This is a genomic window from Azospirillum sp. CT11-132 (assembly GCF_047302835.1).
In the GTDB taxonomy this organism is placed as follows: domain Bacteria; phylum Pseudomonadota; class Alphaproteobacteria; order Azospirillales; family Azospirillaceae; genus Azospirillum.
In genome coordinates, this window is the sequence record NZ_JBGLZA010000002.1 from 668,899 (window position 1) to 695,697 (window position 26,799).

Annotated in this window: 25 protein-coding genes; 5 read left to right on the forward strand and 20 right to left on the reverse strand. The window is 69.2% G+C overall.

The features are described from left to right. Positions 1-42: 42 nt before the first annotated feature. Positions 43-1,053: a glycosyltransferase family 9 protein gene (locus ACCD06_RS04805; RefSeq protein WP_109075559.1), complete on the reverse strand. Its 1,011-nt coding sequence runs from the start codon at positions 1,051-1,053 to the stop codon at positions 43-45. Then, a complete protein-coding gene (gene lptF / locus ACCD06_RS04810) occupies positions 1,050-2,207 on the reverse strand; it encodes an LPS export ABC transporter permease LptF (RefSeq protein ID WP_413339163.1) in 1,158 nt (385 codons plus the stop codon). Before lptF ends, ACCD06_RS04805 begins: the two co-directional genes overlap by 4 nt. A 185-nt stretch (positions 2,208-2,392) precedes the next feature. On the opposite strand from lptF, the gene ACCD06_RS04815 reads away from it, so the two are divergent. From ACCD06_RS04815 to ACCD06_RS04830, 4 genes are all read left to right on the forward strand, one after another. Next, entirely contained in the window at positions 2,393-4,558 is a 2,166-nt protein-coding gene (locus tag ACCD06_RS04815) for a tetratricopeptide repeat protein (RefSeq protein WP_413339165.1), read from the forward strand. Positions 4,559-4,668: 110 nt separating this feature from the next. Next, the gene (locus ACCD06_RS04820; RefSeq protein ID WP_413339167.1) at positions 4,669-6,006 is read left to right on the forward strand and encodes a PQQ-dependent sugar dehydrogenase; all 1,338 of its coding nucleotides are present in this window, start codon (positions 4,669-4,671) and stop codon (positions 6,004-6,006) included. 42 nt (positions 6,007-6,048) lie between these two features. Then, on the forward strand, positions 6,049-7,176 hold the full coding sequence (locus ACCD06_RS04825; RefSeq protein ID WP_413339169.1) for a cysteine desulfurase family protein: 1,128 nt from the start codon (positions 6,049-6,051) through the stop codon (positions 7,174-7,176). An 86-nt stretch (positions 7,177-7,262) separates the two neighbouring features. Continuing rightward, entirely contained in the window at positions 7,263-7,934 is a 672-nt protein-coding gene (locus tag ACCD06_RS04830) for a hypothetical protein (protein ID WP_109157237.1), read from the forward strand. 59 nt (positions 7,935-7,993) lie between these two features. Here ACCD06_RS04830 and ACCD06_RS04835 read toward each other — a convergent pair whose 3' ends face one another. From ACCD06_RS04835 to ACCD06_RS04915, 17 genes are all read right to left on the reverse strand, one after another. Continuing rightward, on the reverse strand, positions 7,994-8,758 hold the full coding sequence (locus ACCD06_RS04835; RefSeq protein ID WP_413339171.1) for a porin: 765 nt from the start codon (positions 8,756-8,758) through the stop codon (positions 7,994-7,996). Between the two features lie 382 nt (positions 8,759-9,140). Then, positions 9,141-9,902: a 5-oxoprolinase subunit PxpA gene (locus ACCD06_RS04840; protein WP_413339173.1), complete on the reverse strand. Its 762-nt coding sequence runs from the start codon at positions 9,900-9,902 to the stop codon at positions 9,141-9,143. A gap of 42 nt (positions 9,903-9,944) precedes the next feature. After that, positions 9,945-11,519 carry a methyl-accepting chemotaxis protein gene (locus ACCD06_RS04845; RefSeq protein WP_413339175.1) on the reverse strand — a complete coding sequence of 525 codons (1,575 nt, stop codon included), beginning with the start codon at positions 11,517-11,519 and terminating at the stop codon, positions 9,945-9,947. Positions 11,520-11,557: 38 nt separating this feature from the next. Beyond that, positions 11,558-12,580 carry a biotin-dependent carboxyltransferase family protein gene (locus tag ACCD06_RS04850; RefSeq protein WP_413339177.1) on the reverse strand — a complete coding sequence of 341 codons (1,023 nt, stop codon included), beginning with the start codon at positions 12,578-12,580 and terminating at the stop codon, positions 11,558-11,560. Then, positions 12,577-13,344, reverse strand: coding sequence for a 5-oxoprolinase subunit PxpB (gene pxpB / locus ACCD06_RS04855; protein WP_413339179.1), 768 nt, complete (start codon positions 13,342-13,344; stop codon positions 12,577-12,579). The genes ACCD06_RS04850 and pxpB overlap by 4 nt, the downstream gene beginning before the upstream one ends. 45 nt (positions 13,345-13,389) lie before the next feature. Then, a complete protein-coding gene (locus ACCD06_RS04860; protein ID WP_413339181.1) occupies positions 13,390-14,157 on the reverse strand; it encodes a substrate-binding periplasmic protein in 768 nt (255 codons plus the stop codon). 85 nt (positions 14,158-14,242) lie between these two features. Further along, positions 14,243-15,031, reverse strand: coding sequence for a putative hydro-lyase (locus ACCD06_RS04865; protein WP_413339183.1), 789 nt, complete (start codon positions 15,029-15,031; stop codon positions 14,243-14,245). A gap of 171 nt (positions 15,032-15,202) precedes the next feature. Next, the gene (locus ACCD06_RS04870) at positions 15,203-15,907 is read right to left on the reverse strand and encodes an ABC transporter ATP-binding protein (protein ID WP_109156779.1); all 705 of its coding nucleotides are present in this window, start codon (positions 15,905-15,907) and stop codon (positions 15,203-15,205) included. Between the two features lie 67 nt (positions 15,908-15,974). After that, positions 15,975-16,694 (reverse strand): ABC transporter ATP-binding protein, encoded by a 720-nt coding sequence (locus ACCD06_RS04875; protein ID WP_247870719.1) that lies wholly within the window; start codon positions 16,692-16,694, stop codon positions 15,975-15,977. Then, positions 16,691-17,737, reverse strand: coding sequence for a branched-chain amino acid ABC transporter permease (locus ACCD06_RS04880; RefSeq protein ID WP_169054924.1), 1,047 nt, complete (start codon positions 17,735-17,737; stop codon positions 16,691-16,693). Before ACCD06_RS04880 ends, ACCD06_RS04875 begins: the two co-directional genes overlap by 4 nt. Beyond that, complete coding sequence (locus ACCD06_RS04885) at positions 17,737-18,603, reverse strand: branched-chain amino acid ABC transporter permease (RefSeq protein WP_109151798.1); 867 nt, start codon at positions 18,601-18,603, stop codon at positions 17,737-17,739. The genes ACCD06_RS04880 and ACCD06_RS04885 overlap by 1 nt, the downstream gene beginning before the upstream one ends. Before the next feature lie 216 nt (positions 18,604-18,819). Then, complete coding sequence (locus tag ACCD06_RS04890) at positions 18,820-20,160, reverse strand: ABC transporter substrate-binding protein (protein WP_413339185.1); 1,341 nt, start codon at positions 20,158-20,160, stop codon at positions 18,820-18,822. A gap of 172 nt (positions 20,161-20,332) precedes the next feature. After that, on the reverse strand, positions 20,333-21,253 hold the full coding sequence (locus ACCD06_RS04895; protein ID WP_199232039.1) for a LysR family transcriptional regulator: 921 nt from the start codon (positions 21,251-21,253) through the stop codon (positions 20,333-20,335). Positions 21,254-21,310: 57 nt separating this feature from the next. Beyond that, positions 21,311-21,880, reverse strand: a complete 570-nt coding sequence (locus ACCD06_RS04900; RefSeq protein WP_413339188.1) for a hypothetical protein — start codon at positions 21,878-21,880, stop codon at positions 21,311-21,313. Beyond that, complete coding sequence (locus ACCD06_RS04905) at positions 21,877-22,539, reverse strand: ParA family protein (protein ID WP_109156767.1); 663 nt, start codon at positions 22,537-22,539, stop codon at positions 21,877-21,879. The genes ACCD06_RS04900 and ACCD06_RS04905 overlap by 4 nt, the downstream gene beginning before the upstream one ends. Before the next feature lie 148 nt (positions 22,540-22,687). Beyond that, complete coding sequence (locus ACCD06_RS04910; protein ID WP_413339190.1) at positions 22,688-23,341, reverse strand: hypothetical protein; 654 nt, start codon at positions 23,339-23,341, stop codon at positions 22,688-22,690. Continuing rightward, a complete protein-coding gene (locus ACCD06_RS04915; protein WP_413339192.1) occupies positions 23,338-24,165 on the reverse strand; it encodes a helix-turn-helix domain-containing protein in 828 nt (275 codons plus the stop codon). Before ACCD06_RS04915 ends, ACCD06_RS04910 begins: the two co-directional genes overlap by 4 nt. Positions 24,166-24,848: 683 nt before the next feature. Here ACCD06_RS04915 and ACCD06_RS04920 point away from each other — a divergent pair. After that, the gene (locus ACCD06_RS04920) at positions 24,849-26,081 is read left to right on the forward strand and encodes a plasmid replication protein (RefSeq protein ID WP_413339194.1); all 1,233 of its coding nucleotides are present in this window, start codon (positions 24,849-24,851) and stop codon (positions 26,079-26,081) included. A 4-nt stretch (positions 26,082-26,085) separates the two neighbouring features. Here the strand turns inward: ACCD06_RS04920 and ACCD06_RS04925 are convergent, their stop codons facing one another. Further along, the gene (locus ACCD06_RS04925) at positions 26,086-26,721 is read right to left on the reverse strand and encodes a phosphatase PAP2 family protein (RefSeq protein ID WP_413339196.1); all 636 of its coding nucleotides are present in this window, start codon (positions 26,719-26,721) and stop codon (positions 26,086-26,088) included. Positions 26,722-26,799: the final 78 nt, after the last annotated feature.

Consider the following 26,799-nt stretch of genomic DNA (forward strand, 5'->3'; position numbering starts at 1 on the left):
CTTTGCTTCGTCGCGGAAGTGTCGGTTATCCGACGGGCTTTGTCAACGCAACGGGGGTACTTCAGCCGGTCCGCAGGCCCTTGCCGCAAACTGGTCACAAGTCTTATGCGCTTCGGACAGGAGTTCGATTGCGGTTTCCACCACCCGCTCCTCGCCGATGCCGTCCATCAGGCCGCGGTCGTCGGGGTCGGCGGCCACCCGGGCCAGCAAATCCGCCTGCGGCACGCTGCTGGTCACCACCCGGCCGCGCGGGCCCCAAGGACCGTAGATGGCGGGATAGCCGGGGCCGAACAGCCCGACGGTCGGCACGCCCGCCGCCGCCGCGATGTGCATCAGCCCGCTGTCGTTGCCGACATAGAGCGCCGCCCGCTCCAGGCAGGCGGCGGCAGCCATCGGGTCGGTGCGGCCGGTCAGGTCGATGGCCTTCGATCCCAGCGCGTCCAGCACCGGCCGCGCCCGCTCGCGCTCCGGCGGAGCGGCCAGCACCGCCACCCGGGCGCCGGCCAGCGGCCCGCCCTCCCCGGTCAGGCGCAGCGCCAGCCGGGCGAAACGGTCGGCCGGCCATTCCTTGCCCAGCCAGTTGGCCGTCGGCCCGATGGCGAGGAAGGGGCCGGTGCCGGCGGGGATCAGGGCGTCGGCCTGCTCCCTCGCCGCCGCGTCGATCCACAGACGCGGGGCCGGCGGCGGCGACAGGCCCAGCACGGCGGCATTCTCCTCCACCTTGTGCATCGGGCGGGCGGCCTTGGCGTGAAAGGCGCGGCGCCGGGCCGGCACCAGCCGCCCGACCGCCGAGTTGCGCAGATCGACCACCAGATCCCAGCGCGTGCCCACGCACTCCAGCCACAGCCGCAGCCAATGCCGGGCGTAGGAGCGTTTGGCCAGCGGGATCAGCCGCTCCAGCCCCGGCACGGCGCGGAACAGCGGCGCCGGCAGCGGCCCGCAGGCGATGGTCAGCCGGGCCTCCGGATAGGTCCGGGTCAGATGGTCGAGCAGTCCGGTCGACAGCACCGCGTCGCCCAGACGGTTGGAGGTGATGAAGAGGATGCGGCTCATGACGCGGGTCCGGCCGCCGCATCGTTTCCGGAAGTGGTCCCATCCGGTGCGCCGTTCCGCCGACCGGGCCGCAGGCTGAGGCCGCGCGACATCACCCACAGGGCCGGCAGCAGCGCCACCAGCGGCATGGCGTACATCAGCGGCACGAAGACCGTCGCCTTGCCGGCGAGGCTGGTCAGCCCCAGCGCCGCCGCCTGCAACCCCATCACCAGCAGCACGGCGATGGTGACGCGGGACGACTGGCCGCGCCGGTTGAACTCGCCCGACAGCAGCGCCGACAGCGCCACCAGCGCATAGGTCAGGGCCAGCAGCGGCGAGGAGAAGCGATGGTGCAGCTCGGCGATCAGGCCGCGGCGCATGCGGTCGTCCTGGGCCGGGACGTTGCCGTCCATCAGTTCCGCCGTGGTGCGTTCGCGGGCGTCCGGCCAGCGCTCCGCCGCCTGGGGAGCCACCGCCTTCAGGTCGACGGCATAGCGGTCAAAGAACAGCTGGGACAGCCGGTTGGTCTTGCGGTCCAGTTCCTGCCGGTTGCCGTCATAGACGACGAAGCGCGTGCCGTCCGGCCCGGTCTGCATCACCGCGCGGTCGCCCATGATCGTCACCGGCTTGTCCGGCTGGCGGCCGTCATGGATCAGCACCTTGTGCAGGTTGCCGTCGGCGTCGCGGTCGCGCAGGAAGACGCTGAAGCGGTCGCCGACCTCGTTGAACACGCCTTCGCGCAGGAACAGCTGCGAATAGTCGCTGCGCACCGTGTATTCCATCCGAACCAGCTCGCGGTGGGCGGCCGGGGTGATCCAGATGTTCAGCGTGAAGACGACGGCCATCACCCCCACCGCCAGCACCAGCGCCGGCTTCGACAGCGAGAAGGGACCGACGCCGGCCGCGCGCATCACCACCAGCTCGCTGTCCGTCGCCATCTTGTTGTAGGTGAACAGGACGGCCCCGACCAGCGCCAGCGGCAGCACGATGCCGAGGAAGGTCGGCACGGTCAGCAGCAGCAGCCACAGGAACATGCCCATCGGCGCGCCGGCGCTGACCACGATCTCGATCAGGCGCAGCGACTGGCTGAGCCAGATGGTCAGCGTCAGGCCGGCGGTCGAATAGAGCGTGGCGATCAGCAGGTTGCGGAACAGGTACCGTTGCAGTCGGTTCATGGAGATCGGCCGAGATCTGTATAAGGCCGGCAAGCTGACCGCCCCGGCCCGCCGGGTCAAGTGTTGAAAACCGGCGGCGGCGATACGGGTGGTCCATCCGCCGCCATCCCGCCCCCATCACACCTTGGCACACTATACCGGGAAAGGGCTGGCACCGGCCCCCGCCAACCGGTATGACGGTCGTCATGGCGACGATCCAGGAAGCGATGGCTGCCGCGGTGGCGCATCATCAGGCCGGCCGGCTTGCCCAGGCGGCGGCCCTCTACCATGCCGTGCTCGACGCCATGCCCGGCCATGCCGACGCCGCCCACCTGCTGGGGGTCGTCCATCTGCAGTCGGGCCAGCCCGAGCGCGCCGTCTCACTGATCCGCGGCGCCATCCAGCAGAATCACCGGGTCGCCGACTATCACGACAATCTCGGCAGCGCCCTCAAGGCGCTCGGCCGGCTGGAGGAGGCGGTGGCGGCCCACCGGCAGGCGGTGCGCCTGCGGCCGGAATTCGCCCAGGCGCTCTACAATCTGGGGAACGCGCTGGAAGCGCTCGGCCGGCTGGACGAGGCGGCGACCGCCTTCCGGCAGGCGGCGGCGCGCCGTCCCGGCTATGCCCGCGCCCGCTTCAATCTGGGCAACGTGCTGGCCGCCCTCGGCCAGCGGGCCGACGCCGACGACGCCTATCGTGCCGCCCTGGCCGACGATCCGACCTTCGTCGAGGCGCATGCCAACCGCGGCGGCCTGCTGCTGGCGCTGGACCGGCCGCAGGACGCGGCGGCGGCATTGGCCCGCGCGCTGGCGCTGCGCCCCTACCATGCCCCCGCCCTGTCCAATCTCGCCGCCGCCCTTCTGGCGCTGGGCGACCGCGATCGCGCGGAGAGCGCCGCCCGCCATGCCATTGCATCCCGCCCGGATCTGGCCGACTGCCTGCTGCGCCTGGGCGAGGTGCGCCAGCGCGCCGACCGGCTGGGCGCCGCGGCCGATGCCTACCGCGCGGCGCTGGCGCTGAACCCGGCCCTGGCGGAGGCGCATGCCAACCTCGCGCTGGTGCGGCAGGGCCAGGGGCTGCTCGACGCGGCGGAACTGGGCAACCGGCGGGCACTGGCGCTCGATCCGTCGCTGGCCGACGTGCGCTCCAACCAGGCCTATCTCCTGCTGTTCCGGCCAGGGGTGACGGCGGCGGCGGTGCTGGAGGCGCATCGGGACTGGGACCGCGTCCATGGCGCGCCCCATCGCGGGCGCTGGGTCAAGCCCGGCAAGGCGACCTCCGGCAAGGGGCCGCTGACGGTGGCCATCCTGTCCGGCGATTTCCGCCGCCACCCCGCCGGCCTGTTCGCCGTCCGCACGGTGGAGGCGCTGCCCGCCCACGACATCCGCCTGCTGCTCTACGCCAACCAGACCGAGTCCGACGACGTGACCGACCGCTTCCGCAAGGCGGCGGCGCGCTGGGTCCCGGTCGCCGGGCTGCCGGATGCCGAGGTGGCGAGCCGGATCCGCCACGACCGGCCGGACGTGCTGATCGACCTCGCCGGCCACAACGCCCGCGGCCGGCCCGGCGTCTTCGCCCGCAAGCCGGCGCCGGTGCAGGTCGCATGGTCCGGCTATATGGCGACCACCGGGCTCGCCGCCATGGATGCGCTGGTCGCCGACCGCCACCATGTGCCCGACGGGATGGAGGCCTTCTATACGGAGCGGGTGCTGCGCATGCCCGACGCCTTCATCGCCTATGATCCGCCCGGCGACGATACGGAGCTTCCGCTGACGCCGCCGCCCTGCCTGTCGGGCGGGCCGGTCACCTTCGGCAGCTTCAACATCCTGACCAAGCTGAACGACGATGTGCTGGCGGCCTGGGCAGCCATCCTGCGGCGGGTGCCGGACTCCCGCCTGCTGATGAAGACCAAGGCGCTGTCCTGTCCCGCCACCGCCGATCTGTGGCGCGGCCGGCTGGCCGCCGCCGGCATCGATCCCGGCCGGGTGACGATGGTCGGCGCCACCAACAGCCTGGACCACATGCGACGCTGCGCGTCGGTCGATGTGGCGCTCGACCCCTTCCCGTTTTCCGGCAGCACCACGACGCTGGAGACGATGTGGATGGGCGTGCCGGTCGTCACCCTGCCGGGGGAGACCTTCTCCAGCCGCCATTCACTGGCCTTCCTGACCGTGGCGGGGGTGGAGGGCTGCATCGCTTCCGACCCGGCCGACTATGTGGACCGCGCCGTCGCCTGGGCGTCCGACCCGCTGCGGCTGGCGGAACTGCGCCGAACCTTGCGCAGCCGCATGGCAGCCGGCCCGCTGTGCGACGGCAACCGGCTGGCCGCCGCCCTGGCGGCGGAGCTGCGGGCGCTGACCCTGGCGCACTGAACACTGCGGCGGGAACCAACGCGCCGAAACCGCCGTTGACCGTGGGGACTCCCTCCACGCCCACAGACGCGGGATTTCGGCGCATGCACAGCACCATACGGCCAGCCCTCATGCTTTCCGCGACGGTCGCGGTCCTGTCGCTCGCCGGCTGCGGCGATCAGGCGACGCTGCCGGTGTCGGCCGGCACCGGTCCCAACCCGACCCTGCCGGAACCGAAATCCTCGCTGATCCCCACCGTCAACATCGCCGACGCCGTCGGCTGGCCGCAGGGAACGCAGCCGGTCGCGGCCCAGGGGCTGAGCATCACCCCCTTCGCCACCGGGCTGGACCATCCGCGCTGGCTGCTGGCTCTGCCCAACGGCGATGTGTTGGTGGCGGAGACCAACGCCCCGCCGAAGCCGGAGGACGGCAAGGGCATCAAGGGCTGGGTCATGGGGCTGGTGATGGGCAAGGCCGGCGCCAAGACGCCCAGCGCCGACCGCATCACCCTGCTGCGCGACACCGACGGCGACGGCAAGGCCGATGTCCGCGAACCCTTCCTGCAGGGGCTCTATTCGCCATTCGGCATGGCGCTGGTCGGCAACGACCTCTACATCGCCAACACCGACGCGGTGGTGAAGGTCCCCTACAAGGAGGGCGACACGAAGATCACCGCCAAGCCGGTGAAGGTCGTCGACCTGCCGGCCGGGCCGATCAACCACCATTGGACCAAGAACATCATCGCCAGCCGCGACGGCGGCAAGCTCTACGCCACCGTCGGCTCCAACAGCAATGTCGGCGAGAACGGGATGGAGGCGGAGCAGGGCCGCGCCGCCATCTGGGAGATCGACCTGAAGACCGGCGCGCACCGCATCTTCGCGTCCGGCCTGCGCAACCCCAACGGCATGGACTGGAATCCGGTGACCGGCGAGCTGTGGACCGCCGTCAACGAGCGTGACGAGATCGGCAGCGACCTCGTTCCCGACTACATGACCTCGGTGAAGGACGGCGCCTTCTACGGCTGGCCCTACAGCTATTACGGCCAGCATGTCGACCAGCGGGTGGAGCCGCAGCGCCCCGACCTCGTCGCCAAGGCGATCCCGCCGGACTATGCGTTGGGTCCGCACACCGCCTCGCTCGGCTTCACCTTCTCCCGTCAGGGCGAGTTGCCGCCGAACCTGCAGCAGGGCGCCTTCATCGGCCAGCACGGCTCCTGGAACCGCGAGCCGGCCAGCGGCTACAAGGTGATCTTCGTGCCCTTCCAGAACGGCAAGCCGTCGGGCGAACCGGTGGACGTGCTGGCCGGCTTCCTCGACAAGGACGGCAAGGCTCAGGGCCGCCCGGTCGGCGTCACGTTGGACGGCAAGGGCGCGCTGCTGGTCGCCGACGATGTCGGCAATGCCGTCTGGCGCGTCAGCGGCAGCAGTGCCGCGCAGTCTGCGGAGCGGCCGGACCAGCCGGCGCAGTAACGCCCCTCCCCTTCCGCCGCCGATGGCGCGATACTGTGCGCCATGATCTATCTCGACCATCTGGCCTCGACGCCGCTCGACCCGCAGGTGCTGGAGGCGATGCTGCCCTGGATGCGGGCGCAAGCGGCCGGCAACCCGCATGCCGCCCATCCGGCAGGCTGGCGCGCCGGCGACGCCATCGCGCAGGCGCGGGCGGAGGTCGCGGCCCTGGTCGGCGCGCAGCCGGGCGAGGTGGTCTTCACCTCCGGCGCCACCGAAGCCAATACGCTGGCGCTGCTGGGCGGCGTCCCGGCGGGCGGCGGCTGCGTCGTCTCGGCGGTGGAGCATGCCAGCGTGCTTGGCTGCCTGCCGGAGCTGCGGCGGCGCGGCCACGCGGTGGCGATCCTGCCGGTGGACGCCGACGGCCGGGTCGATCCCGCCGCTTTGGACGACGCCCTGGCCGGTTTGCCGACACCGGCGCTGGTGTCGGTGATGGCCGCCAACAACGAGGTCGGGACGGTCCAGCCGCTGGCCGAGTTGGCGGCGGTCGCGGCGCGCCATGGCGCGACGATGCACAGCGACGCGGTGCAGGCCCTGAGCACGCGCGCCCTCGACATGGCGGCGCTCGGGATCCACGGCCTCAGCCTGTCGGGGCACAAGCTTTATGGACCGATGGGAATCGGCGCCCTGATCGTCCGCCGCCCTTTCCGGCCCGTGCCGGCCTCGCCCGGCGGCGGGCAGCAGCGCGGCCTGCGGGGCGGAACCTTGCCGACGCCGCTCTGCGTCGGGCTGGGTGTCGCCTGCCGGCTGGCCCGTGAACGGCGGGAGGAGGATGCCCGGCGCATCGGCGAATTGCGCGACCGGCTGTGGCAACGGCTGCAGAGTCGCCTGCCCGGCATCCGCCGCAATGGCGCGGCGGATGGACTGGCCCGTTGCCTGAACGTCACCATTCCAGGCATCGACGCCGCCGACCGACTGCTGGATCTGCCGGAGCTTGCCGTCGCCACCGGCTCCGCCTGCCACAGCGGGGCGAGCGAGGCGTCGCATGTGCTGCTGGCGCTCGGTCTCTCCGTCATGGATGCCCATGCCAGCCTGCGGTTCGGCCTTGGCCGTGGCACGACGGCGGCGGAGGTGGACGAGGCGGCCGACCGGCTGGCCGCCGCGCTGGGTTCGGCGGAGCCAAGGGAATGAATCACCGGGTCTGAGCGTCTTCATCCAACTGGCTCTGCCAGCGAGGTCCATCCTGGCCACAAAACAAACAGCAACGGAGGAAACCCATGATCAGTGCAAGCGTCCGGATCGCTGCGGCGGCCGCCTTCCTGTTGGCGATCCCGGGGGCTGCGGCGGCGCAGCAGGCCGGCCCGTCCGCCATGACGTTCTTCGTCACCAGCGTCGGCGCCGGCAAGGGAGCCGATCTCGGCGGGCTGAGCGGCGCCGACCGGCATTGCCAGCAGCTGGCCCAGGCCGCGGGCGCCGGCAACCACACATGGCGGGCCTATCTCAGCACCCAGGCCGCCGATGGGCAGCCGGCGGTCAACGCGCGCGACCGCATCGGCAAGGGCCCCTGGCAGAACGCCAAGGGCGACGTGATCGCCCGCTCGGTCGAAGAGCTGCACGGGACCAACGCCCTGACCAAGCAGACGGCGTTGAACGAGAAGGGAGAAACGATCAACGGCCGCGGCGACCAGCCCAACACGCACGACATCCTGACCGGGTCGCAGCCGGACGGCACCGCCTTCCCCGCCGGCCAGGACATGACCTGCGGCAACTGGACCAGGAGCGGCACCGAGGGCGCCGCCATGCTCGGCCACCATGACCGCATGGGCCTGGACGAGCAGCCGCCGGCGAAATCCTGGAACTCGTCGCACGCCTCGCGCGGCGGCTGCAGCCAGGATGCGCTGAAGAGCACCGGCGGCGCCGGACTGCTCTATTGCTTCGCGGCGAACTGAACGGATCATCTCTCGTAATGGCGGGGGGAGGCGCCATCTCCCCGCCGATTCCGGTGCCGCTAGAACACCAGCCGGGTGCCGACCTTGACCACCGTGCCCATGGACCCGGCACCGCTGTCGATGTTGGTGTCGGCCATCACCTGCCAGCGCGGCGTGATGTGGTAGGCCAGATCGGCAAGGTAATGGTCGCTGGCCGCGCCATTCTCCGGCAGCGTCCGCCTCGCCCGCAAGGACAGGGTCATGTCGCCGCGGCCATAGGCCAGCGCCGCGTTCAGGCTGCGGACCAACAGGCCGTCGGCCTCCTGCTGCTGGCGCAGGTCGCCGTCCAGCGTCACGCTTTGCCACGCGAACTGGGTGCCGACGATCCAGGACTGGCGCGGCAGGCGGCGGCTGTCGCCGCGCACCCGCGCCCGGCTTGTCCCGGCGGAAAAGCGGGTGCTGATGCCGCCCATCAGGATGGTCTTGCGCACCGCCGCCTCAACCAGATGCATGGCCTCGCGCGGGTCGGGCATGTCGCCGGCGCCGCGCGGCATCGGGGTATAGCTGGCGCCCAGTTCGAAACCGCGCAGCGGCGGGGTGTAATAGCTCAGCTTCGCCGTCCGGCTGCCGGCCCCGGTGGAAGCCGGCAAGGCCGCCGCCCCCACCAGCCGGTTGCGGGCACTATCGGCCTGCCCGATCTCCAGCTCTCCCCATGAAACATCGACGGCCAAGAAATGCCGCTGATCTGAAAAACTACCCTTTTGGTATAGGATATCCGCAGACGCACCGCTTGCCGATAAAATCGTCATTGCCGCCAGAATAGGCATGGAAATGCTTCGTTTCATTTGGCAAGCCCTGTGCTGTTCGGCCGATGGTCGACTATTCGTTTGGTCGATACGGCCCTGTGTATCCTTTCCGGTTTGAGAGATGTTCGTCTAAAATTCTGACAAAACTGTGACCCAATCTTGGCATGCTGCGATGCAAAGGTGGGTGGTGGTTCGTGTAATGCGGGAGGATGAGGGAGACTGCAGGCTTACGGATACCCCCACCTAGCCTCCCCCGCTGGGCGGGGGAGGGACTGCCGCTGCTCTCCCGTACAAGCGCTTGTTCCCTCCCCCGCCCAACTCTCGCACATAGCTTCGCTTTGTGCTGACGCGGCAGGCGGACCATAGGTCCGCTGAGAGCGGGGGAGGCTAGGTGGGGGGCTAACTCAGCAAGTGGCAGCCCTTACGCCACCGCCCGCACCACAACGCCCGCCGCCTCCAACGCGCGGCGGACGGTTGCCGCCATGGCGACCGCGGTCGGCGTGTCGCCATGGACGCAGATGGTGTCCGCCACGATCGGCAGGCGGGTGCCGTGGCGGCTTTCCACCGCCCCGTCCAGCACCATCCGCACCACCCGTGCCGCCGCCAGATCCGGGTCGTGGATCACCGATCCGGCCACAGTCCGTGGCGTCAGCGTGCCGTCATCCTCATAGGTGCGGTCGGCGAAGGCCTCGCGCGCGACGCGCAGACCCACATCCTGCCCGGCACGCTCCATGGCGCTCAGCGGCGGGACGACGAACAGCAGGGCGGAGTCCACCGCCTTGACCGCGCGGGCGATGGCGCCGGCCAGATCCGGCTCCACCGCCGCCATGTTGTAGAGCGCGCCGTGCGGCTTCACATGGGTCACCCGCTGGCCCGACAGCGCGGCACAGGCCTGGAGCGCGCCGACCTGATAGGCCACCAGCCGTTCGACCTCCGTGGTGGTGATGCCGCGGATCACCCGGCGGCCGAAGCCGGGGCGGTCCTCGAAACCGGGATGGGCGCCGATGCGCACCCCCTTCTCCCCGGCCAGCCGGGCGGTGTCGGCCATGATGGTGGGATCGCCGGCATGAAAGCCGCAGGCGATGTTGGCGGAGGTGACGATGTCCAGCATCGCCCGGTCGTCGCCCATGGTCCAGGCGCCGTACCCTTCCCCCATGTCGCAATTCAGATCGATGCTCGGCATGGCAAGTCTCGCAATTCATTTAGGGAAGACGACAGGGCGTTTTCACGCCGCCTCCGACTGTCGCAGGGAATGGATGAAGCCGGCAACCTCGCTGCGCATCGCCCCCATCTGCTCCGCCAGCATGCCGGCGGCACCGTCCAGCTGGTTGGACGCGGCGCCGGTCTGCCCCGCCACGTCGGAGGTGACGTTGACGTCGCCCAGCAGGGCGCGAACCCCTTGCGCCGCCTCAGCAACGCCACGGCCGATTTCCGCCGTCGCCGCATTCTGCTCCTCCACCGCCGCGGCGATGGAGGCGCTGATCTGGCTGAGGCTCTCCACCACGCGGGCGATCTCGACGATCTCGTCGGCGGCAGAGCCGGTGGAGCCCTGGATGGCGCGGATTTGCGTCTCGATGTCCTCGGTCGCCTTGGCGGTCTGGGTCGCCAGCGCCTTCACCTCGCCGGCGACGACGGCGAAGCCCTTGCCGGCCTCCCCGGCACGGGCGGCCTCAATGGTGGCGTTCAGCGCCAGCAGGTTGGTCTGCTTGGCGATGGCGTGGATCAGCGTCACCACCGCCGACACCCGGTCGGAGGCCTGGACCAGCCCCGCCACCTGCTCCGTCGCCTTTGAGGCCCGGCGCGACGCCTCGTCGGCGATGGACTGCGAATGCTGCGCCTGGACCGAGATCTCGCGGATCGATGCCACCAGTTCGTCCACTGCGGCGGCCATGCCGTCGACCGAGGCGTTCACCGCCGCGGCGTTGCCGGCGGCCTGCCGGCTGACCTGGCCGTTCTGCTCCGCCACATCGGCAAGGCTGCGGGTGGCGGTGCCCATGCCGTCGGTGGTGCGCAGCACCTCGCCCAGCACGCTGCCGACGCGACGTTCGAAATCATCGGCCACCGCAGCGATGGCGGCATGCCGCTCCGCCTCGGCCTGCCGGCGCAGTGCGACCTGTTCGGCCTCCAGCCGCTGCTTGGCGGCGCCCTGCTCCTTGAAGACCTGGACGGCGGCGGCCATGCGGCCGATCTCGTCGCGGCGGTCGAGCGACGGCACGTCGGCCGCCCCATCGCCGTCGGCCAGCCGCGTCATCACCCCGGTCAGGCGGACGATGGGACGGGTGGCGCCGCGCACCATCAGGAACAGCACACCGCACAGCGCCACCAGCGCCGCCAGCCCACCGCCGGCCAGCAGCCATGCCCGCTCCCGCGCCTGGACCTCCGCCCGGCGCGGCGACAGGTGGATTTCCACCGTGCCAAGCGTATCGACGCGGGCGCCGCTCTTGCGCTGGATGTCGGCGCGGCGGACCAGCACCGACGGATCGCCGTCCGACACGTCGCCGCTTTTGGCGAAGAGCTGCCCCTTCGGGTCGAGCACCCGGCTGCCGAGATAATCGGGATCGTTGGCCAGCGCCGCCAGCTGCGCCGCGGCGGAGTCGGCATCGACGTTCCACAGCGGCTCCGCCAGCCCGCCGGCGATGACGCGGACGGTGACGGCGGCCCGGTCCTCCAACGCGGTGCGGGCATCCTCGCTGTTGACGGTGACGACGGCGGCTATGCCGGTCGCGCTGATGACCGTGACCATCAGGGCGATGGGAACGACGACACGCATGGCAAGGGTACGGCCCACACGCTGCAGCATCGGGAGACCTCCATTGTGGGTGACGGAAGGGAAGCGGATCAGTCCCAGCCGGTGACGGCACCGCCGATCAGGTTGAAGCCGAGCAGCCGGCCGCTGTCGTACAGCGCGAAACCGCCGGCCGATTGCAGGAGCGCCGGCAGGCCGTCCACCATCTCGCGATGGCGGGCCTGGATGCGCCCGGCCTCCGCCGCATCGACCGGGGTGAAGCGCAGCCGCTCGCCGGGCCGCATCTGCGCCAGCGCCGCGACATCCGGCCCGACGACGCAGGCGATCTTGGGATAGCCGCCGGTGGTCTGGCGGTCGGCCAGCAGCACGATGGGCCGCCCGGTCCCCGGCACCTGCACGGCGCCCAGCGGGATGCCGTCGGAGGTGATGTTGAAGCCGCGGGCATGCTCGATCACCGGGCCGTCCAGCCGGCAGCCCATGCGGTCGGCCTCGTGGCTGACGGTGTAGTCCTCCTCCAGGAAGGCTTCGATCCCGGCCGGGGTGAAGTAATCCTGCTGCGGCCCCAGCATGACGCGCAGCCGCCCGCCGCGAGCCGGCAGCAGAGAGGGGTCAAAGCAGCGCTCTCCCCTGTCCGCCGCCTGATCCAACGCCAACGGCAGCCGGTCGCCGGCCTTCAGCGCACTGCCGTCCAGCCCGCCCATACGGCTGCGTATGTGAGTGGCGACGCTGCCCAGCACCGGCTGAAGCGCGAAACCGCTCTCCACCGCCCAATAGCCGCGCATGCCGCTGCGCAAGGCGCCGATGCGCAGGGTCTGTCCGTCGGTCAGGCGCAGGCTGGTCCAGGCCGGAACCGGCTCGCCATCGACCGTCAGTTCGGCATCGGCGGCGACGGCGATGCGCACCGGCCCGCCTTCCACCACGATGCTGTCGCCGGCCAGGGTGAACTCCACCGCCCCCTCCCCCGGCCGGTTGCCGACCAGGGCATTGGCGACGGCATGCAGCAGCGGATCGGCCGCGCCGGCGACCGAGACCCCATAGCGCTGATACCCGACCCGCCCGCGGTCCTGCAGGGTGGAGCTGGGACCGGCGGTCAGGACACGAAGATGGCTGGTCATGCGGCGGCTCCCTGCAGCAGGGCGGCGGGAGCGGTCACCGTCTCGCAGTCGGGCAGGTAACCGCTCAGCCCCTCCAGCCGGTCGAACTCGGCGGCGCTGATCGCGGTGAAGCGGATGCGGTCGCCCGGCGCCAGCAGGAAGGGCGGCTCCCGTTTGAGATCGAAGGTCTTTGCCGGGGTGCGGCCCAGCAGATGCCAGCCGCTGGGCATGGCGATGGGGGAGATCGCCGCCTGCGCCCCGCCCTGCATGACGCTGCCCGCCGGGGTGACCATGCGCGGGTTCTCGCGCCGGGGCTGGTGCAGCACCTCCGGCAGCCCGCCGAGATAGGCGAAGCCGGGGGAGAAGCCCAGCATATAGACGCGGTAGTCGGCGCTGCAGTGCAGCCGCACCACCTCCTCCGCGCTCAGCCCCGACCGGCGCGCCACGTCGTCCAGATCCTCACCGTGGGCGCCGCCGAAGCAGACCGGCACGATCCACCGCAGTTGCGGTTCCGCCGCCGCCTGGGTCAGTTCCGCCGCAAGGTCCAGCAGGGCTTGCCCCAAAGGCTCCGCCGCCATGACTGCCGGGTCGAACTGCACCAGGATCGAGCGGTAAGTCGGCACCGTCTCCACGATGCCGGGAAGGCCGGCATCGGCGATGCGGCGGTCCAGACGGTGGACGGCGGCGTTCAGGTCCTGGGCGATGCCGTCGCCCAACTCGACGATCAGGGCGCTGTCCCCGGCCGGCCGCAGAACGGGCGCCGGAAACGAAGTGGTCACGCTCATGGCGGCTTCTCGAAATCTGGTCGAAGGGGGATAAGCGCCCGCCACTCAGCGGGCGTATTTGTCCAGGATCTGCTGATAGGCGCCGCTGGCCCTCATCGCCGCGATGCCCTTGTCGAAGTCATCACGCAGCTTTGTGGTGTCGCGCGCCTTGGTGAAGGCGATGTAGCTGGGGATGTCCTGCACCGCGGGGGTCAGTTCCTTCACCTTGTCCAGCGCGCCGGCCTGCTTCAGGAAATACTGCGCGACATAGCGGTTGCTGGGCATCACGTCGAAGCGGCCGGAGACCAGCTTCTTCACGTTGCTGTCGCTGTCGTTCGACTTCTCCACCGCCGGCAGCACGCCGGTCTTGATCGCGTCGTCGACGATGGAGCCGTAGCTGATCTGGTTGACCACGCCGAACTTGCGGTCGGCCAGCTTGGTCAGGTCGCCGTCGAAGCTGACCGGGCTGTCCTTCGCCACAAACAGCGACACCACCTGCGGCACCAGCACCTGGGTGGAGTAGTTCAGGAACTGCTCGCGCTCCGGCGTCTTATAGGCGGTGAAGATGGCATCCGCCCCGCCCTCGCGCACGGTGTCGAGCGCACGCGCCCACGGCATGATCTCGACCGTCACGCTATGGCCCGAGGATTTCATCGCCTCCGTCACGATGTCAAAGGCGATGCCGGCCGGCATGCCGCCGTCGTCATAGATCAGCGGCGGAAAGCTGAGCGCCACCATGCGCAGCTGGTCGGCCGATGCCGGTGCCGCGACGGCCAGCAGGCCGGCGGCGAGAATGGACGAGGACAGCAGGCGGGCGGAGAACGGACGCGGCATCGGGCAAGCCTCCACTGTTGCCGCCCGAGGCGGAGTGCCCGCGCGGCGGCCGGTGTTGCTGGGATTTGAAAGGGAGACGGAGCGGTCAGAGCACCGACAGGTGCGTGTTCAGCAGGTCGGTGATCAGCATGGCGCCAGGGCTGTGGGTGATGGCGATCGGCGGACGCGCGTTGCGGATCGCGACCTGTGGCGTCACCCCGCAGGCCCAGAAGACCGGAACCTCGCCGGGCTCGATGGGAACCGCCTCGCCATGTTCGGGATCGGCGATGTCGCGGATGCCGATGGCGGCCGGGTCGCCGAAATGCACCGGCGCACCATGCACCGACGGGAAGCGCGAGGTGATCTGGATGGCGCGGATGGCGTCCTTCGGCACCATCGGCCGCATCGACACCACCATGGTGCCGCGGAAACGGCCGGCGGGCGTGCAGGCGATGTTGGTCTCGTACATCGGCACATTGCGGTTCATCGCGATGTGCCGCACCGGCAGCCCGTCGGCCAGCAGTGCTTCCTCGAACGAGAAGGAGCAGCCGATCAGGAAGGCGACGAAATCATCCTGCCACAGGTCGGTGATGTCGGTCGGCCCGTCCATCAGCACGCCGTCGCGATAGACGCGGTAGCGCGGCACGTCGGTGCGGATGTCGATGTCGTGGCCGAGAGACGGGAGGCGCGGGTCGCCGACCTCCGACACCGCCAGCAGCGGGCAGGGACGCGGGTTCGCCTGGCAGAAGCGCAGGAAATCGCCGGCCCAGTCAGCCGGCAGGATGGCGAGGTTGGCCTGGACATGGCCGGGAGCGAGCCCGGCGGTCTGGCCGCTGTTGGCGCCGCTGCGGATGCGCAGGCGCTCGGCGGCAGCGGTGAGGAAGGGTCTGGTCATGGGGATGGTCCGGGGTTGAGTGGAATGGTGCGTGCGGTGGGAGGTGCGGCGCCCCCTCCCTAACCCTCCCCCGCTTTCAGCGGTGGAGGGGACTGCCGCCGCTTTGCAGAAGGCACCCTCTCCCGCGAAGCGGGGGAGGGTTGGGGAGGGGGCAATCGAAGCCGACTCCCCTCACATGCCCAGATACGCCTGCCGCACCTCGTCGTTGCCCAGCAGGTCCTGGCCGCTGCCTTCCATCACGACGCGGCCGGTCTGGATGACGTAGCCGCGGTCGGCGATCTCCAGCGCGCGGTGGACGTTCTGTTCGACCAGAAGCACCGTGATGCCGCGCCGGCGGATCAGTTGGATGGTCTCGAAGATGCGGGTCACCAGCTTGGGCGCGACGCCCCAGGACGGCTCGTCCAGCATCAGCAGATCCGGCTGGCTCATCAGCCCGCGGCACATCGCCAGCATCTGCTGTTCGCCGCCGGACAGGGTGCCGGCCTGCTGCTTCCGCCGCTCGCCCAGCACCGTGAAGGTGTCGTAGGCGAATTGGAGCGTTTGCTCGCGCTTGGCCGCATCGCTGGTGGTGAAGCCGCCCAGCATCAGGTTCTGTTCCACCGTCAGGCGGGGGAACAGCCGGCGGCCTTCCGGCACCAGCACCAGCCCACGCTTCACCCGCTCATGGGCCGGCACGGCGGAGATGTCCTGGCCCTTCAGCAGGACCGACCCGCCATCGAGAGCGTTCAGCCCGGCGACGGCGCGCAGCGTGGTGGACTTGCCGTTGCCGTTGCCGCCGACGAGCGCGACGATCTCGCCCCGGTTCAGGGTCAGGCTGATGTCGCGGATGGCCGGAACCCGGCGGTAGCTGGACTGGATGTTGCGGACCTGCAGCATCGCCTCGCCCACCGGCGCGACGGCAACCGGGCGGACGGGTTCGGACAGCGTCGGTTGGAGCATAGTCTCACTCCCCCAGATAGGCGGCGATCACCGCCGGGTTCTCGGCGATCTCGGCCGGGGTGCCGTCGGCGATCTTGGCACCATAATCCAGCACAAGCATCCGGTGGGCGATGGGCATGATGCCCTCCATCACATGTTCGACGATGATGCTGGCGATGCCGCGCTGGTGGATGCGGTGGACCAGTTGCGACGCCTCGCGCACCTCGGTCGGGTTCAGGCCGGCCATCACCTCGTCCAGCAGGATCAGCTTCGGTTCGGTGGCGAGCGCGCGGGCGACCTCCAACCGCTTCTGTTCCGACACCGTCAGGTCGGACGCCGGGGTGTCAGCCCGGTGCGACAGGCCGACGAAGGCCAGTTCTTCCTCCGCCCGGTCGCGGGCTTCGGCCACCCGCTTGTTGCGCAGCATGGCGCCGACCATGACGTTCTCCAGCGCGGTCATCGACTGGAAGACGCGGACGATCTGGAAGGTGCGGGCGATGCCCAATGCCGCCGCGGCCTCCGGCGTCGAGCCGGTGATGTCGTGCCCTTCGAAGGCGATGCGCCCGGTGGTGGGGGTGTGGAAGCCGGCGAGGCAGTTGAACAGCGTGGTCTTGCCGGCGCCGTTCGGGCCGATCAGCCCGATGATCTCGCCATGATGGACGATGAAGCTGATGTCGCGGTTGGCGATCAGTCCGTCGAAGGCCTTGCCCAGGCCGTCCACGGCAAGCAGGGGAGCGGTGTTCACGGGCGGACCTCCATCTTCTCGGCCTTCACGCCCTCGGACTTGGCAGCGGGCTTGGCGCCCGGCAGGTGGCGACGCAGATCGCCCAGCAGGCCCAGCACGCCGGACGGGCTGAACACGGCGACCAGGATGATCATGGCGGCGTAGATGATCATGTCGGTGCCGGACCCGGTGCTGCCGAACAGGGTGCGGCTGTATTCCTCGATGGTGATGAGGATGACGGCGCCCAGCACCGGACCCATCAGCCGGCCCACCCCGCCCAGGATGGCGATCAGCGCGATCTTGATCGAGATCGTCGTCGCCAGGACCGAGCCCGGATCGATGAACATCTCCTTCTGGGCGTAGAAGCTACCGCCCATCGCGGTCAGGAACGCCGACACCGACAGCGCGATCAGCTTGTAGCGGGTCAGGCTGACGCCCAGCGCACGGGCCGCCTCCGGCTCGTCCTTGATGGCGCGGAAATAATAGCCGATGTGGCTGCGCTCGATCGCCCAGGAGACCAGCACCGTCAGCACCAGCAGGCCGAGGATGACGTAGTAGTAGGGCAGCTTGGACAGGAAGATCAGCCAGGTCCAGCCGCTGCGGTCCATCGGCAGGTAGAGGCCGACGGCACCCTCCAGGAAATCGCTGTTGGTGACCAGGATTTGCATGATCTCCGCCACCGCGATGGTCGCCATGGCGAAATAATGCCCCTTCAGCCGGAAGCAGGGCCAGCCCATGGCGAGCGCGAACAGCGCCGCCACCAGCCCGCCGGCCACCGCTCCGATCCAGGGGCTGATCCCCAGCGTCAGAAGCAGCATGGTCGAGGTGTAGGCACCGATGCCGTAGAACACCGCATGGCCCAGCGAGACCTGACCGGCATAGCCGCCGACGATGTTCCAGGCGACGCCCATCTGGGCACCCATCAGGATCAGGATCAGGAAATTCTGCTGCGACGGTTCGGTGATCGCCAGCGGCAGCACGGCGGCAAGCGCCAGCAGGGCGCCGGTGCCCATTGCTTTGGGCGAGATGGGCGCCTTGCGTGAGAGAGTGGTTCCGGTCGTCATCAGGCTTTCCCCAGCAGGCCGCGCGGACGCACCAGCAGCACGATCAGCAGCAGCGACAGCACGATGGCGGTCTTGTATTCGGGGCCGATCAGGAAGCCGCCCAGCACCTCGATCAGTCCGACGATGATGCCGGCCAGAAAGGCGCCGGTGACGCTGCCGAAGCCGCCCAGCACGACCACCACGAAGGCGATTAGGATGAAGTTCGACCCCACCTCCGGGAAGATCGGGAAGAAGGTGGCGATCAGCCCGCCGGCCAGACCGGCGCAGGCGGCGCCGATGCCCCAGGCGAGGGCGAACATCTTCTGCCCGTCGATGCCCATCAGGGTCGCCGCCTCACGATCGATGGCGGTCGCCTCCAGCGCGGTGCCGAGCCGGGTGCGGTGCAGGAACATCCACAGGGCGCCGGTGACGCCGACCGCTCCCAGCGCCGCGACGAACTGCGGCAGGCCGAACTGGACGGGGCCGAGGGCGATGTTGCCGCTGACCAGGCTGTGCGGGATCAGCCGGTGGTCCGGCTTCCAGAAGAACTGCGCCAGACCGCGCAGCAGGATCATCAGGCCGAAGGTCGCGAAGATCTGCGACAGCATCGGCGCCTTCAGGATGCGGCGGATCACCGTCTGGTAGACGATGACGCCCACCGCGAACAGCAGCAGCGCGGTCAGGGGAAGCGCCACGATGGGGTCGATGGCGAAGAGGGCGAAGGCCCAGAAACTGGCGTACATGCCCAGCATCAGGAATTCGCCATGGGCAAAATTGACGATGTCCATCACGCCGAAAATCAACGTCAGGCCCACCGCAACCAGGGCATAGATCAGCCCGATCAGCAGGCCCGAGACGAGCACTTGGATGAGAATGTCTGCGGTCATTGCCGCGCCCCTTTTGCGGTCAGGGTGGGCCGGAGGAGCGATGACGGGCGGGATACCCCCCTCTCCCCCCCGGGAGAGGGCCGGGGTAAGGGGGACGCACGGCGTGGCTATCCCAGAGGTCCCGCCACGCATCCCCCTCACCCTAACCCTCTCCCCCGGGGAGAGAGGGGATCAGAGGCGTCCCAATCAAAGCTCCCAATGAAGAAAAGGACCGCCTCAGCGGCCGTCCCAGGCCGGCATCGGGTAGACGACCGGCTTGGTCGCCACGTCGAACGGCCACACCGTCACATACTGGCCGCCCTGCACCTGGACGATGATGCCCTGGCCCAGCTCGTTCTGGCCGTTGGCGTCGAACTTGACGCCCTTCCACGGCATGATCAGGCCGCTGGCCGGGATGTCGGTCTTCTGAAGCGCCTCGCGAATCGCGTCGGGCTTGGTCGAGCCGGCCCGGTCGAGCGCATCGGCCAGCACCGCGATGCCGGTGAAGGCGCGCGCCGAGTTGCCGTTGAAATTCACGCCGGAGCGCTGATGCATCAGGTCGTTGACCTGTTTGATCAGCGGGTTGCGTTCGGCCTGATCGAGCGCCCAGACCTCGCGGCTGATGACGAACTCGCCATCCTTGCCCATGGTCTTCAGGAACTCGCTGTCGTTGAAGCCGGCGTCGTTGGCCAGCAGCATCTTCGGCGAGAAGCCCAGCTCCTTGTAGGTCTTCATCGACAGGATGGCATCGCCGAGATAGCTGGACTGCATGATGACCGCCGGGGCGGCGGCCTTGATCCGCTGCACCTCCGACGTCATCTGCGTCGTCTTCGCCGGATAGAGGATCTTCTCGGCGATGGTGAACTTCTGCTCCTCCGCCAGCTTGACCTGCAGCTTGGTCGTCTCGTTGCCCCACAGCGTGTTCTCGTTGAACAGCGCGACGGTGCGCAGCTTGTCACCGGTCTTCTTCTCCATGTCGCCGAGGAAGGTGAAGAAGTTGCCGACGAACAGGTCGTCATGCGGCGTGGTGCGGAAGAACCATTTGAACTTGCGCTGGGTCAGTGAAGCCGACGAGGACTCGCCGTTCAGGAAGGGCACGCCATAGCGCTCGGCGACCTGGCTGGCGGTGGCGGTGACGTTGGAAAAATAGGCGCCGGTCAGCGCCACCACCTTCTCGCTGGTGATCAGCCGCTCGGCCTCGGTGGCGCCGACCTGCGGGTTGCCCTGATGGTCGCCGAAGATCAGCTTGATCTTGGCGCCGTTCAGATGCGGCAGGCCGATGCCGGCGACCAGCCCCGGCGGGGCGGGGATTTCCTTGTTGATGATGGCGGCGGCCAGTTCGGCGGCGGCCTTCAGCTCCACACCGGTGGAGGCGGCGGCACCGGTCAGCGGATAGATCACGCCAATGCGGATCTCGTCCTCCGCCTGGGCCGGAGAGGCGCCGAAGCCGATGCCGGTCAGCGCGGTCGTGGTCAGCAGGGCCGCCGCCGCGAGCATGCGCTTGATCGTCTGTCGGCGGGTGGGGAGCTTGCCCTTGGGCGTGCGGGTAGGGTCGGTGATCGCTGCCGCGAACCGCATCGTGAAATCTCCTCTGTTCAGTGCCTTGGTGGCTTTCGGCGCGTGCCTTTCCGGCTGTTCGGTTGCGCCTCTGACAAGGATGATGACACGAACAGTCTTGGGTCCGTCCAATCGTATGTTTTGATCTGGATTGATAAGCAGCGACGATCAATCGCTTGCTAATGCGCGCCGATCACTCTGCGGCCTGGGGCGCCTCGTTGCCGGTCGTCGCCTCGTAATTGGCGGCCACCTCGGCCGCCAGATCGGCGACGACCGACGCCATATGATTTTCCGCGGTGGCGGAATGGGCGGCGCAGAAGGTCATGCCGGGCAGCGGTGCCTGCGACCGGATCAGCCGCAGCCGGCCTTCCGCCAGTTCGCGCTGGACGATGACGGTGGGAATCACGCTGACGCCGACGGCATCCACCGCCATCCGCACCACGCTGGCGAGCGAGCTGTTGCCGAACATCCGCACCGGCAGGCCGATGGACGAGAACATCTCGCGGATCACGCCATAGGGCTGGGTGGTGCGGGAAAAGGTGATGATCGGCCAAGCCGCCAGATCCGCCAGCGACACCGGCTCCGCCGGCAGCGACAGCGCCGGACTGGCCACCCAGCCCAGCGGGTAATTGCCGACCGGGATCGTCCTGAACCGCACGTCGGTGTAGGAAGCCAGCATCACCGCCACGTCCAGCTCATGACGGGCGAGCGCATCGCGCAGGCTGGGGGAGGTTTCCACCTCGATCTCCAGCGACACGGCGGGGTAGAGGGCGTTCAGACGCTCGATCAACTGGCTGAGCCAGGTGTGGACCACTGTCTCCGCCACGCCCAGCCGGATGACGCCGCGGATGGCGCTGCGGTCCGCGACCGCGGTCAGCAGCTCCGACCTCAGCGCCATCATCTTCTCGGCATAGGTCAGCAGGACCATCGCCTGCGGTGTCGGCGCCACCCGCCGGCCGACACGCTCGAACAGCACCACGCCCAATTCGTCCTGAAGCTGGGCGATGCGGGCGGAGACGGCCGGCTGGGTGGTGTTCAACCGCTCCGCCGCCCGACGGAACCCGCCGAGCCGCATCGTCCAGATGAAGATTTCCAGCGATTTCAAGTCCAGCATGCCTCACCCATCCCCGTCCCGGATCATCGCACGCCGCACCGTCATCGCCGGCCGTCCTCAGTCCTCGTCGGTCAGCGTCGCCAGTTCCGCCTCCAGCACCGCCAGCCGCTCGCGCAGCCGGTCGCGCTCCGCCTCCAGCGCTTCGCGGCGGCTGACATGGTCGATGGCCTTGTTCCGCAGGTCGCGCTTGAAGCGGACGATCTCCGGCCGGGTGACGTCGGGCCGGATCAGGTTGCGCTGGTCGGCCAGCCGCAGCTGCTCGCTGGTCAGGGTGGCGAGCTGGTAGACGGTGGCGTAGCTCGGCGGCAGCTTCGGTCCGGGCAGCCGCCCGCTGTCCACCGCCTCCGCCACCATGCGCAGCTGATAGGCGACCTGATAGCCGAAGGGCAGCTCGTTCTCGACCATCGCCTGGAACTCGCCATGCGGCAGCCGCGCCCGCGCCTGGACCAGATAGCGGCCGATCAGCAGGAACTTCTCCTGCGCGCTCCGCCAGAGGGTGGAGATCTCCTGGACGAACTCCTCGCGCCGGACGAGGTCGACCGTCGCCTCCGACATGCGTTCGATCCGCTCGTCCACCGCGATGTGGCGACGGGCCTGGGCCTTGGAAACCTGCTTGAACCCGCTCATTGCGCCAGCTCCAGTTCGTGGCGGACGAAGGCCCAGACGCCGGCGACATGCTCGGCCCCCTTGCCCCCCTTCAGCTCCAGCAGGCCGAGACCGCGGCCGGCGGTGAACTGGATGTCCTCGTAATCCGGCACCTCGACCGGGCAGATCCGGCCGTCGCCCAACAGCTTGCGCTGCGCCTCGGTGAAGCCGCGGGTGCGCGGCTTGACGCGGTTCATGACGAAGGCGGCATTCTTGCCATAGCGGCGGACGAAGCGCATCCAGGGCCGGACGGAGTCCAGGTCGTCGTCGCTCTGCCCGGTCGGGACCACGATCAGGTCGGACGACAGCGCCAGCAGCTTGAATTCCTCCGGATGGTCCTCGATCGACGGCGGCGTATCTATCACCAGAAGATCGAAGCCCGCGATGCCGTCCAGCGCCGCCCGGATGTCGACCGGCGTCATGCCCGCCTCGAAATGGGTGATGGAGGCCATGCCATCCGGACGCTTGGCGAACCACTTGGTCAGGCTGCGCTGCGGATCGAGGTCCAGCGTCGCCACCGCGCAGCCATCGAGCGCCGCCGCCACCGCGATGTTGCGGCTGAGCGTTGTCTTGCCGATCCCGCCCTTCGGGCCATTGACCAGCAAGCGCTTCACCGGCACGTGTCCCGTGTCGTTGCTCATTCCCATGCCCCTTATCGCCATCGGCTGTCGGCCCCTTTTATCAAAGCCGGGCCGTGGCGCAAATCTAAGACATGTCTTAGCTTCGCTCCGTCCGGACAGGGTGTCGCCCCTGCCACAGAAGCGCGATTTAAGACAGAAACCGCCCTCATCATCGCATACGACGCATCGCCGACGCCAGCACCGGACGCACGGCACCGCCTCCGCCGCCCAACTCCCCGGTCCGCTCGCCGGCCCATTCCCCAGCCAGGGCGATGGCGCGCAACCGTTCGGCCAGAGCCCGTTCGGCGGCACAGGCCTCCTCGCACAGCGCGCGGATCTCGGCGATGCTCGGCCGCCATTTGCGGGTGCGTCGCCAGCGGCGGGCCGCCTGATCGATGGCCCAGGCCGGGAACTCCCCCAGATCGTCCGCCCAATCCATCGCGAGCAATTGCTCCACTTCCGGCGTCGTCGCCTTCGCCGGGAAATGGCTGAGCAGCGCCAGCACGCGGCCCAGCAGGTGATTGGCCGGCGCCGGTGCCAGGATGGTTTCGTCGATCTCGGCAAGCGCCCGGCGGGCGAGCGCGGCATGACGCGGCGTCACCCCGTCGGGAGGCGTCCAGTCCTCCACCACGTCGGCGAAGCCGTCTTCGGTAAAGCGGCTGTGGCGCCCGACCTGCCCGCGGTCGAGCAGCCGTTGCAGCGGCTCCGGCAATGCTTCGCAGAGCATCCGGCTCCGCAGGGCCGGGGGCATCGCCGGATCGAAGGGCAGCGGCAGGCTAGGCGGAGCAGCGGGTGCGGCGGGGAACGGGTGCAGGTTGCTCATGCGATCCCCCAGGGGTTGGCGGGCGTGGCCGATTGTCCGGCGTTCAGGCGCGCTGCAACGCTGGCCCAGGCCGACAGGCGCTGTTCCGCATTGGCGGCAGCGGGTGGTGATGTGCGGGAAGCGGTGCGGGCACCACGGTTGGCCGATCCGCGGACCGTTGCCGCGGGCTGTGGCGCCATACGCCCGGCGTCCTGCAACAGCCAGGACCGCCACGCCGCCGCCGGATCGCGGTAGCGGTAGCCATGGGCCCGGCATTGCTGGACGAACCGCTCGGCATGTCCATCGACGTCGAGGTCGGGAAAGCGACTTGCAGCCCACTCGCGGTCTGCGGTCGGCGGCGTCCAGTCCTGAGGAACCGCCCCGGCCACCGATGCCATCCCCTCGTCCGCACGCCGGTGGAGCGTATCTGGAATCTGTTCTGTTTCAGGCTGTTCATGACTCGCCGCTGAACAGGGGGAGTCCGCCGCTGAGTCAGCGGGGCTGTCCACCCCTGCACCATCAGCGGCCTTCTCTTCCGCCGCGTTCCTGGCGATCAGTGCCAACCGATAGCGGCAGCTCAGCCTGCCGCCATTGGCCGAGCGGCGGTGTTCGATGCCGACCAGCCCGAGCGCCTCCAGCCGGCCCAGGATCCGGTTGACGGTCGGCCGGCTGCGTTTCAGCTTGTCCGCCAGCGTCGCCTGCGACGGCCAGCAGACCCCCGCCTCGTCGGCGTAGGTGCTGAGGGCCGCCAACACGGCGAGGCCGTCGGCGTCGAGGTCGGGGTGGTCGAGCCACCAGGCCGGGATCCGGCCCCAGCGGTTGGGGTTCGTGCTGTTCTCGGTCATCTGTGGCGATACTCCTCCGCGCCATCCGCGCAAGTTTGGACGCATGGACGGCCGCATGTCTGGCTGTCACGATTGGTCCAGAGGATTCGAAGCGGTTGATGGCAGAGTCGAATCGCGGGCAGGCACTCCATGACCACCCCATGGAGCGGCAGCCCGCGCATGGTGAGCGACAGCCCGCGACCGTAAAGCCCCTGCCCGCGACCATGGAGCATCGGCTCGCGGTTCCGCTGCGAATCGGAATCCTAGTGCTTTTGGCCGCGGTCCTAGAGCCTTTGCCCGCGATTCGGCACCCGCCGCCCACCTGCGATTCCCGACATTCTTGGAGCCTTTGCCCGCGATTGACCGCGGATAGCGGCATTCGGGAGCAATCCGGCCCCCTCTCGCTTCCGTTCCCGCCCGCCATGGAGTGGCAGCCCGCGGTTCCGCTCAGCCCGCCTGCCGGTCCACCGGTGCCGGTTCTCCCCGATTCTTCAAGGAGTCGCGGTCACGCACCCTGGCAGGACCGCCCTCGCGGCCCAATCGCGGGCTGTCACTCCATAACCGCGGGCCGTTGCTCCATCATCGCGGGGTGCGGCGCCATATGCGCGGGCTGTCGCTCCATCCCGGATGCGGTAATTTCTCCGCGTTCTGTTGCACCGGCGGGTCCGGCGCGCCATGGTTACTCCCGACCTTCGGAGACGTTCATGACCAAGATGGCCCCGACCAGCGCCGCGCAACTGATCCTGTTCGAGCTGGAAGACCGTTCGCAATCACACCTGATCGCGCTCTACGATCTGGCGCCGCGCTTCGTCTTCGTTTCCCGCGACAACGACAAGGAAAAGGCCGCCAAGGACAAGGGCGAGCTGGTCACCAAGGACAACTTCATCAAGTCGGTGCGGCGCGAGTTCGCCTTCCGCGGTCGCAACTATCGTCTGACCGTCCAGCCCGCCCGTATCGACCGGCTCAGCACCGCGAAGAAGGATGACCGCGCTCCCGGCACCGGCCCGGATCTGGTCGAAGTCGAGATCTTCCCGTCGGAGCGCGAACAGGTGGTGGAGCAGGTCGTCCGCCGCCTCGCCATGGACCGCTCGCGCTTGTCGCTGACCGGCGAGAACCGCGACAAGGTGCAGATGCGCTTCAGCCTCTACGAGATTCAGCGCGAGTTGCGGGCGGTCAACCACACCCTGTCGATCCAGGACATCCGCGAATCCCTGACCATCCTTGCCCGCTCGCGCATCATCATCTCCACCGGCGGCAGCGCCGAGCCGGGGAAGAAGAGCCGCGGACAGAACCTGCTGGAATCGACCGCCTTCCCGGTGCTGGCGATCCGCTCGCGCCCGGATCTGGTCGACGAGGATGGCGGGGTCGAAGAGACCTATCTGGAATTCAACCCGCTGGTCTCCGCCGCGATCCGCGACCTGGAGTTCAAGCCGGTCTCCTACGCCTGGCTGATGAAGCTGAAGTCGCCGGTGTCGCGCTGGCTCTACAACCGACTGTCGATCGAATACGACACCGCCGACGATGAGGCGAAGCCGATCTCGATCAGCGCCGACGAGATCATCAAGAACAGCGGCATGAACGAGTGGTCGCGCCGCCGCGACACGCTGCGGGTGGTGACCTCCGCCGTCGACGCGCTGGTGGAGGAGGGGATCCTCGACGTCGCCGACAAGGAATACACCAAGGTCGGCAAGCGCATCGATGCCATCGACTATGTGCTGACCCCGTCGCAGAAATTCCTCGATCAGGTCCGCCGCGGCCGCCGGGTGCAGACCACCAACATCGACCTGCTCAAGCAGATCGTCGGCAACGCCATGCGTCCCGACGGCTTCGTGCCCTTGAAGGCGGGGGAGGCGGCGGAGGTCCGCAACAAGCGCGCCAAGCGGCTCGCCGATCCGGCCAAACCGCAACAGGCCGCCTTGCCGCTGCCGAAGAAATAGCGGCTCAGCGCGTCAGAAGGCGGCGCGCCAGCAGCGTCACCGCCGTTCCCAGCAGGGCGCCGGCCAGCACGTCGGACGCCCAATGCCGGTGCCGCACCACCCGCCCGCCGGCGAGTGCCGCCGCCGTTCCATAGATCATCAGGCTTTGCGCCGGCGACCGGCTGACGGTGGCGAGTGCCGTCGCCGCGGCAAAGGCGCTCGCCGCATGTCCGGACGGCAGCGACCGCGCGCTGATGCGCCATCCCGGTTTGCGGCGCGGCGCGCATTCATCCGGGCGCCGACGCTTCACATAGCGCTTGATCGAGCGGCTGGCGGTCGCCGTCACCACCAGACCGGCCACGCCGATGCTGCCGGCGCGGCGGAGATCCGGCTGACCGGTCAGCAGCCCGACGATGCCGGCGATGGCGAAGCCGGGGATCAGCACATGCCGCTTTATGGCGTAATGGCCCGCGGTCGCCAGCGCATGGCTGACCGGGCCGGGATCGCAGGTGACGATGTCGTGGACCTGGGCGTCCAGCGCATCGACGGCGGTCAGGGTGGGCTGAAGGATGGCGGGAACCGGGTTTCCGCCGTAACCGATGCCGCCGCCCGGATTCTCGATGCCGCTCTGTTCCCCGCTCTGTTCGATGATGTCGCTCAACGTCGGTCCTCTGCATCCTGCGCCGCAACAAGGGGCGCCGCAGAGGAACGCAGGGCGGGCGGGGGGAGTTCCGCGCCC